The sequence below is a fragment of the Mycobacterium sp. NGS59 genome, from assembly GCF_059812345.1.
The window spans coordinates 65,189-71,251 of the sequence record NZ_JCALCN010000025.1 but is presented as its reverse complement, the minus strand read 5'-3'; the positions used below and the strand labels follow the sequence as shown (position 1 = coordinate 71,251).

7 protein-coding genes are annotated in these 6,063 nt (G+C 65.8%); 4 read left to right on the top strand and 3 right to left on the bottom strand.

Features of this window, described 5'->3' with window-relative positions:
• Window positions 1-28 precede the first annotated feature (28 nt).
• The 3 genes from AC5Y46_RS21875 to AC5Y46_RS21865 form a co-directional block, all read right to left on the bottom strand.
• On the bottom strand, window positions 29-283 hold the full coding sequence (locus AC5Y46_RS21875) for a hypothetical protein (protein WP_499941822.1): 255 nt from the start codon (window positions 281-283) through the stop codon (window positions 29-31).
• A 66-nt stretch (window positions 284-349) separates the two neighbouring features.
• Window positions 350-982: a TetR/AcrR family transcriptional regulator gene (locus tag AC5Y46_RS21870; protein ID WP_499941824.1), complete on the bottom strand. Its 633-nt coding sequence runs from the start codon at window positions 980-982 to the stop codon at window positions 350-352.
• On the bottom strand, window positions 983-1,753 hold the full coding sequence (locus tag AC5Y46_RS21865) for an SDR family NAD(P)-dependent oxidoreductase (RefSeq protein WP_499941826.1): 771 nt from the start codon (window positions 1,751-1,753) through the stop codon (window positions 983-985).
• A gap of 60 nt (window positions 1,754-1,813) precedes the next feature.
• On the opposite strand from AC5Y46_RS21865, the gene AC5Y46_RS21860 reads away from it, so the two are divergent.
• Genes AC5Y46_RS21860 through AC5Y46_RS21845 form a run of 4 tightly spaced genes read left to right on the top strand, consistent with a single transcriptional unit; the run spans window position 1,814 to window position 6,005 of the window.
• Window positions 1,814-3,070, top strand: a complete 1,257-nt coding sequence (locus tag AC5Y46_RS21860) for an alkyl sulfatase dimerization domain-containing protein (protein ID WP_499941828.1) — start codon at window positions 1,814-1,816, stop codon at window positions 3,068-3,070.
• Window positions 3,067-3,813, top strand: a complete 747-nt coding sequence (locus AC5Y46_RS21855; RefSeq protein ID WP_499941830.1) for an SDR family NAD(P)-dependent oxidoreductase — start codon at window positions 3,067-3,069, stop codon at window positions 3,811-3,813. Before AC5Y46_RS21860 ends, AC5Y46_RS21855 begins: the two co-directional genes overlap by 4 nt.
• Before the next feature lie 3 nt (window positions 3,814-3,816).
• Entirely contained in the window at window positions 3,817-5,001 is a 1,185-nt protein-coding gene (locus tag AC5Y46_RS21850) for a sulfotransferase family protein (protein WP_499941832.1), read from the top strand.
• On the top strand, window positions 4,998-6,005 hold the full coding sequence (locus AC5Y46_RS21845) for a zinc-dependent alcohol dehydrogenase (protein WP_499941834.1): 1,008 nt from the start codon (window positions 4,998-5,000) through the stop codon (window positions 6,003-6,005). The genes AC5Y46_RS21850 and AC5Y46_RS21845 overlap by 4 nt, the downstream gene beginning before the upstream one ends.
• Window positions 6,006-6,063: the final 58 nt, after the last annotated feature.

Genomic DNA, 6,063 nt, shown 5'->3' with positions numbered 1-6,063 from the left:
GCGTTCACAACCTGGCCGTCAAGAACAGCTAGTTGTCGCTGAGAACCAATCGCCAATTGCCTACCGTTTGCGGATCCGGAACACACCAGTAGTCGTCCCAATTGAACGGCGGGGTGGTTGCTTTCACGCCCGGGCCCGCATTCTGACAAGCTTCCCGACTCGGATAGCTGCCTTCGGTCTGCAGCGTCCCGGCGCTGCTGACGCCCACACCGGTGGTCAGCAACGCCGAAATTGCCAGCACGCCCGCGGAAACAGATCTGAAAATCGTTCGCTTCATTTCCATCCAATCCTTTGGTTAGCGTGGAGATGCAGCATTAACGCTAGATCCAGTTCGCCAATTAAAAAAGGGTTATTTGCCGGAACGCGGGGTTTGCTGCGCACCGGATACCGCGGTGGCCACCGCCTCCAGCAGTCGCGCCAATTGGTCGGCTTCGTCGATGGTGCGATCGCCGGCGGCCAGCCGGGTGAACACCCCCGCGATAAAGGTTGTGACGGCGGCGGTTTGGGCCGCCAGCAGGTCAGGGTCATCCGTGCCGGGTTGCAGGTGGGCGATGGCCTGCTGCGCCATAGCGGTGATGCGGGCGACGAATTCCTGCGACGTGGCGGCCAGGTCGGGATCGCGCGCGGCCGCCAGAAGAAGTTCCTGACGGGCCCGGTTGAGCATCAGTCCGTGTCCTTCGGCTTGCAGCAGAGTCAGCTCGGCCAGGTGAGCGAACGGCGAATCCGGTTGCGGCGGGCGGTCTATCACCGACTTCAAGTTGGCGACGTCGATCTCCGCCACGCGCTTGCCGATGCCGCGCAGCAGGGCCGCGCGGGTGCGGTAGTAGTACGACGTGGTGCCGTCGGGCATCGCCGCGCAGCGGTCCACCTGACCGTGGGTGAGGCCGCGCGATCCCTGTTCGGCCAGCACTTGGATTGCGGCGTCACACAACTCGCGCCGACGCTCGTCGCCGTCGCGTTTCCGCGGAGGGTGAGCGGCCATCTAGCGCAGCACCGTTCCGCCGTCGATGTTGATCACCTGGCCGTTGATCCACTCGCCTTCTTCGGACAACAGGAACGCGACGAGCGCCGCGATGTCCTCGGGGTCCCCGACGCGATGTCCGCGAATCCGTTTGAGCGCACCCGCTTCCAGTTGCGGCCACTGTGGAACCGAGCGGATCGCGTCGGTGGCGGTGAACCCCGGTGCGACGGCGTTGCAGCGGATGCCGTCCTTGCCCCACCGGGACGCGACGTGCCGGGTCAGCGCGCCGATACCGGCCTTGGCGGTGGCATAGGCCGGGCGCGCCGGCTCGCCCTGAAACGCCGCCGCCGACGACATGTTCACGATCGCGCCGCCGCCCCGTTCCAGCATGCGCGGGACGGCGTATTTCATGGCGGCGACATACCCGCGCAGGCTGACCGCCATCACCCGGTCCCAGACGCCGAAGTCGATGTCGACGACGTCGGTGTCGGCACGCAGCGTCGACATGTCCGCTCCCACATTGAACAACAGATCGATCCCACCGAAAGATGTTGCGGCAGTGTCGATCAGCGCGGAGACGGAGTCGGTGTCGGCCAGGTCGAAGGCGACGTGGGTCGCGGTGTCGCCCGCGGCGACGATGCGCTCGGCGGTTTCCCGGGCGGCGTCGTCGGCAATGTCACCCACCACCACCCGGCAGCCTTCGGCGCCGAGCCGCGCTGCGGTGGCCGCGCCGATCCCGGTGGCACCGCCCACCACGACGGCGACCCGGTCGGCCAGACCACGTAGTCCCATCGGCGCTCTCCTTTCCGAGCCTATTGACATTAACTCTAGAACTATAGAGGATCACCTGTCATGGCCGGAATCCATCGTGAGCGTCCCGGTGCTGCCGACCTGACCTCGGCGACCGGCGCACCCGCGACCCCGCTTGGCGACGACGTGTGGATGTCGCCGGGTGTCTCCAACTCCTACGCCATCGCCACCGACGACGGGCGGGTGATCGTCAACACCGGATTGGTGTTCGAAGGTCCATTGCACCGCAAGGCATTCGGCGACGTCCCCGGACCGACCCGGGCCATCGTCATCACTCAGGGACATGCCGATCACTGGGGTGGCGTCGATTCGCTGCGTGACGCCGACACCGACGTCGTCATGCATCGCAACTACCGGTACTGGCGCGACGACAACGAGCGACTGATGGGCTATCGGGTACCCAAGACCTCCTTCGCATTCGGCAAGTTCACCCAGGCGATGCTGAAGCACTTCGAGACGATCGATCCGGCCACCATCGACTTCTCCTTCCCCGAGCCGACCACCACATTCGACACCGGCCATCGGCTGACGGTCGGTGGACGCAGGTTCGAGTTGACCTGGACTCCCGGCGGGGAGACCACTGACTCGCTGATAGTGTGGCTGCCCGCCGACCGAATCCTGTTCACCGGCAACCTGTTCGGGCCGTTGTTCAGCCACGTGCCCAACCTGATGACCATCCGCGGCGACCGATACCGCGACCCGGTCCATTACATCGAAGCGTGCAACGCGGTGCTGGACTACGCGCCAAACCGACTCATCACCGGTCACTTCGCGCCGATCGAGGGTGCCGAGCGCATTGCCGAGGAAGTCACCGCGATGCGCGACGCCATGCAGACCGTGCACGACCGGACCCTCGAACTGATGAACTCCGGCGCCGACCTGCACACGGCCATGCGCGAAGTCCGGATCCCGCAGCACCTCGACATCGGCGAGGGCTACGGCAAGACGTCCTGGAATGTGCGGGCCATCTGGGAGATGTACACCGGGTGGTTCCGGCACCGCTCGACGACCGAACTCTACGGCGTAACACCGGATTCGGTTGCAGCCGACGTGGTGGAAGCCGCGGGCGCCGACGCGCTGGTGGACGCCGCCAGGGCTCATCTAGACGCGAGCCGTCCCGTGCAGGCGCTGCACCTGACCGACCTGGTGCTGGCAGCTGACCCGGCACACCCGGGCGCGGCGAAGGTGGCCGCCGACTCCCACGAAGCCCTACTGGCCGGCACCGAGAACTTCTGGGAAAAGGCCTGGCTCACCAAGGAAATCCAGGAATTGAGCAGCGACCGAAGGACCGCCGAATGAACACCCTCAGCTTCGACTTCACCGGTGCCAACGTGCTCGTCACCGGCGGCACCAGCGGCATCGGCAACGGCATCGCCGAGGCTTTCGCCAAGGCCGGCGCCGCCGTCACGATCACCGGAACACGTTCCAGCTCAACTGATTACGACGACGACCTCAGCGCGTTCAGCTACCGGCAATGCCGGATCCAGGACGCCGACTCGGTCGACGAACTGGTGAACTCACTGGGCGCCCTGGACATTTTGGTCAACAACGCCGGGGGGCCCTACCCGGCGGGCGACGAGTACGACCCGGACGGCTACATCGCCTCGGTGGCGCAGAACATGTTCGGACCGATGCGATTGACGATGCGCTGCTACGAGCGACTGAAGGCCAGCCAGGCCTCCGGGGGAGCGAGCGTCGTCAACATCGTCTCGATGTCCGCGTTCCGCTCGGCGGTGTTCGTACCCGGCTACGGGTCATCGAAGATGGGTCTGCTCTCGCTGACCATGAACCTGTCCCGCCGCTGGGCGAACGACGGGATCCGGGTCAATGCCATCGCCCCCGGGTTGATCGACACCCGGATGACGCACCCCGCGATGAGCATCCCCGAGGTGATGGACGTCGAGATCGGCTTCCACACCCCGCTGGGCCGAACGGGGACGCCCCAGGACTGCGCGGGCGCAGCGCTTTTCCTGTGTACCGACGCCGCGTCCTACATCACCGGCAGCACCATCGCCGTCGACGGCGGATACCTGACGGTCTGAACCATGACCGATTTCGACGACATCACCAGCCCCGACGACGTCCTGAAACTGGCCGCGCAGCGCACCGGCCTGTCCGAGCTCGAATCCGATTCCTGGCGAGCGGGATTGGCGGTGATGCTGGACGACCTCAACACCTCGTCGGCGTTCACCCCGTTCGGCCGCAACCGCATCCTGGACGACGCCACCAACGCGCTGGGACGTCGGCTGCAGATCCACGATCACATCCAGACCCATCCCGAAGTGCTCGACCAGCCCGTCGAGCGCCCGCTCATCGTGCTCGGCATGCCCCGCACCGGCACCACGGTGATCAGCTACCTGCTCGACCAGGACCCGGCCCGGCGCTCGCTGCTGCACTGGCAGTGCGTGCACCCGATCCCGCCGGCCCCCAGCGAGGCGCTGCGCACCGACCCGCGCTGCCTCGCTTTGCTGGACGAGCAGCGCAAGATCCTGGAGATGGTCACGCAGGCCAAAGTGGCGCTGCCGCACTGGGAAGACGCCGACGGGCCCACCGAAGACATGTTCATCCACAACCAGGACTTCAAGGGCCTGTCGTGGGACTCGTTCCTGTCGACGCCGCGCTACGCCGAGTGGCTGTTCGAGGAAGCCGACATGGTCAGCACCTACGAGTACCAGAAGCGGTATCTGCAGGTGCTGCAGTCCACCGCGCCGGGCACCTGGAGCCTGAAGATGCCGTCGCATTCGGTACACATCGAGGCGCTGCTCACCGTCTTTCCCGACGCCCGACTGGTCTGGGCGCACCGCGACCCCTACAAGGCGACCGGGTCGCTGGCCAACCTGTGGAAGCTGCCCAAAGGCATGACGCACCAGCCCGAAGCCGTCGATCTGGCGGCGATGGGCCGAGATGCGAAGTGGCAGATGCGTTTTCATGTGGACCGTCCGTTGCGTGCACGCGAACGCATCGGCGACGAGCGGTTCTTTCACATGTACTACCACGAGATGATGCGTGACCCGATGGACGTGATGCGTCGCCTCTACGACTGGGCGGGGGATCCGTTCACTCCCGAAACCGAAGCGCGCATGCGCGATTGGCTGGCTGGACATCCGCAGGACCGGTTCACGCTGAACTCCTACAGCCTGGACCAGTACGGGCTCACCGTCGAAGACCTGCAACCGGTCTTCGCCGAATACCTCGACACCTTCGACATCGAACTGGAGGCTGCACCGTGAAAGCCGTCATGGTCACCGGGCCGGGCACGGTCGAAGTGGTGGACGCCGATCACCCCCGGGTTGGTGCCGGCGACGTGTTGGTGCGGATGCGTGCCTGCGGCATCTGCGGATCGGACACGTTCTACATCAGCATCGGCGGGATTCCGCCGCGGCAGAACTGCACACCGTTGGGGCACGAACCCGCCGGCGAAGTCGTCGAGGTCGGCGACGACGTCACCGGCATCGCGGTCGGGGACCACGTCGTCGTCAACCCGATGGCCGACCTCGCCGGCATCATCGGCAACGGGGGAGCGGCCGGCGCGCTGGCCGACTACCTGTTGATCGAAAACGCGGTTCGCGGAACGAGTTTGGAAGTCATCCCGAAACACATCCCGTGGCAGGTCGCCGCGCTCAACGAACCGATGGCGGTGGCACGACACGGCGTCAACCAGTGCCGGCCCAAACCGACCGACAAGGTGGTGATCTTCGGCGCCGGGCCGATCGGGCTGGGTGCGACGCTGGCCTTCAAATCCGTTGGCGTCGCACATGTCGTCGTCGTGGACGTGATCGGCAGCCGGCTGGACAAGGCGCTGCAGATCGGTGCCGACGCCGTCGTCAACTCCGCCGAGGAGAACGTCAACAAGCGTCTCGTCGACCTGCACGGAAGGGGGGAGAGCATGTTCCCCGGCAAGGCCGGCACCGACATCTACCTCGACGCCGCGGGGGCGGCCGCCGTCGTCAACACCGCGCTGGCGGCCGCCAAGAAGGGCGCCACCCTCGGCATTGTCGGCGTGCACAAGGAGCCGGTGCCCGTCGAGTTCGTCAACGTGATGAGCAACGAGATCACCATCGTGGGCTCCATGGGCTATCCGAGCGAAATCTTCGAAGTCACAAAGGATCTCGTCGCCAACTGGGAGAAATACGCGCTGATCGTCAGCCACACGATTCCGTTCGACCGGGTCGGCGAGGCGCTGGAACTGGCCGGCACACCCGGCGCCGCGGATAAGGTTGTAGTCACCTTCTAAGCGCGAGCAGACGCAAAGGCGCCCGACACGCCGAGCCTGCAGGGGCTTTTGCGTCTGC

What these genes read in the sequence shown, in the direction of transcription:
- AC5Y46_RS21875 (WP_499941822.1), bottom strand. Translation starts at nt 283, where the DNA reads ATGGAAATGAAGCGAACGATTTTCAGATCTGTTTCCGCGGGCGTGCTG.
- AC5Y46_RS21870 (WP_499941824.1), bottom strand. Translation starts at nt 982, where the DNA reads ATGGCCGCTCACCCTCCGCGGAAACGCGACGGCGACGAGCGTCGGCGC.
- AC5Y46_RS21865 (WP_499941826.1), bottom strand. Translation starts at nt 1,753, where the DNA reads ATGGGACTACGTGGTCTGGCCGACCGGGTCGCCGTCGTGGTGGGCGGT.
- AC5Y46_RS21860 (WP_499941828.1), top strand. Translation starts at nt 1,814, where the DNA reads ATGGCCGGAATCCATCGTGAGCGTCCCGGTGCTGCCGACCTGACCTCG.
- AC5Y46_RS21855 (WP_499941830.1), top strand. Translation starts at nt 3,067, where the DNA reads ATGAACACCCTCAGCTTCGACTTCACCGGTGCCAACGTGCTCGTCACC.
- AC5Y46_RS21850 (WP_499941832.1), top strand. Translation starts at nt 3,817, where the DNA reads ATGACCGATTTCGACGACATCACCAGCCCCGACGACGTCCTGAAACTG.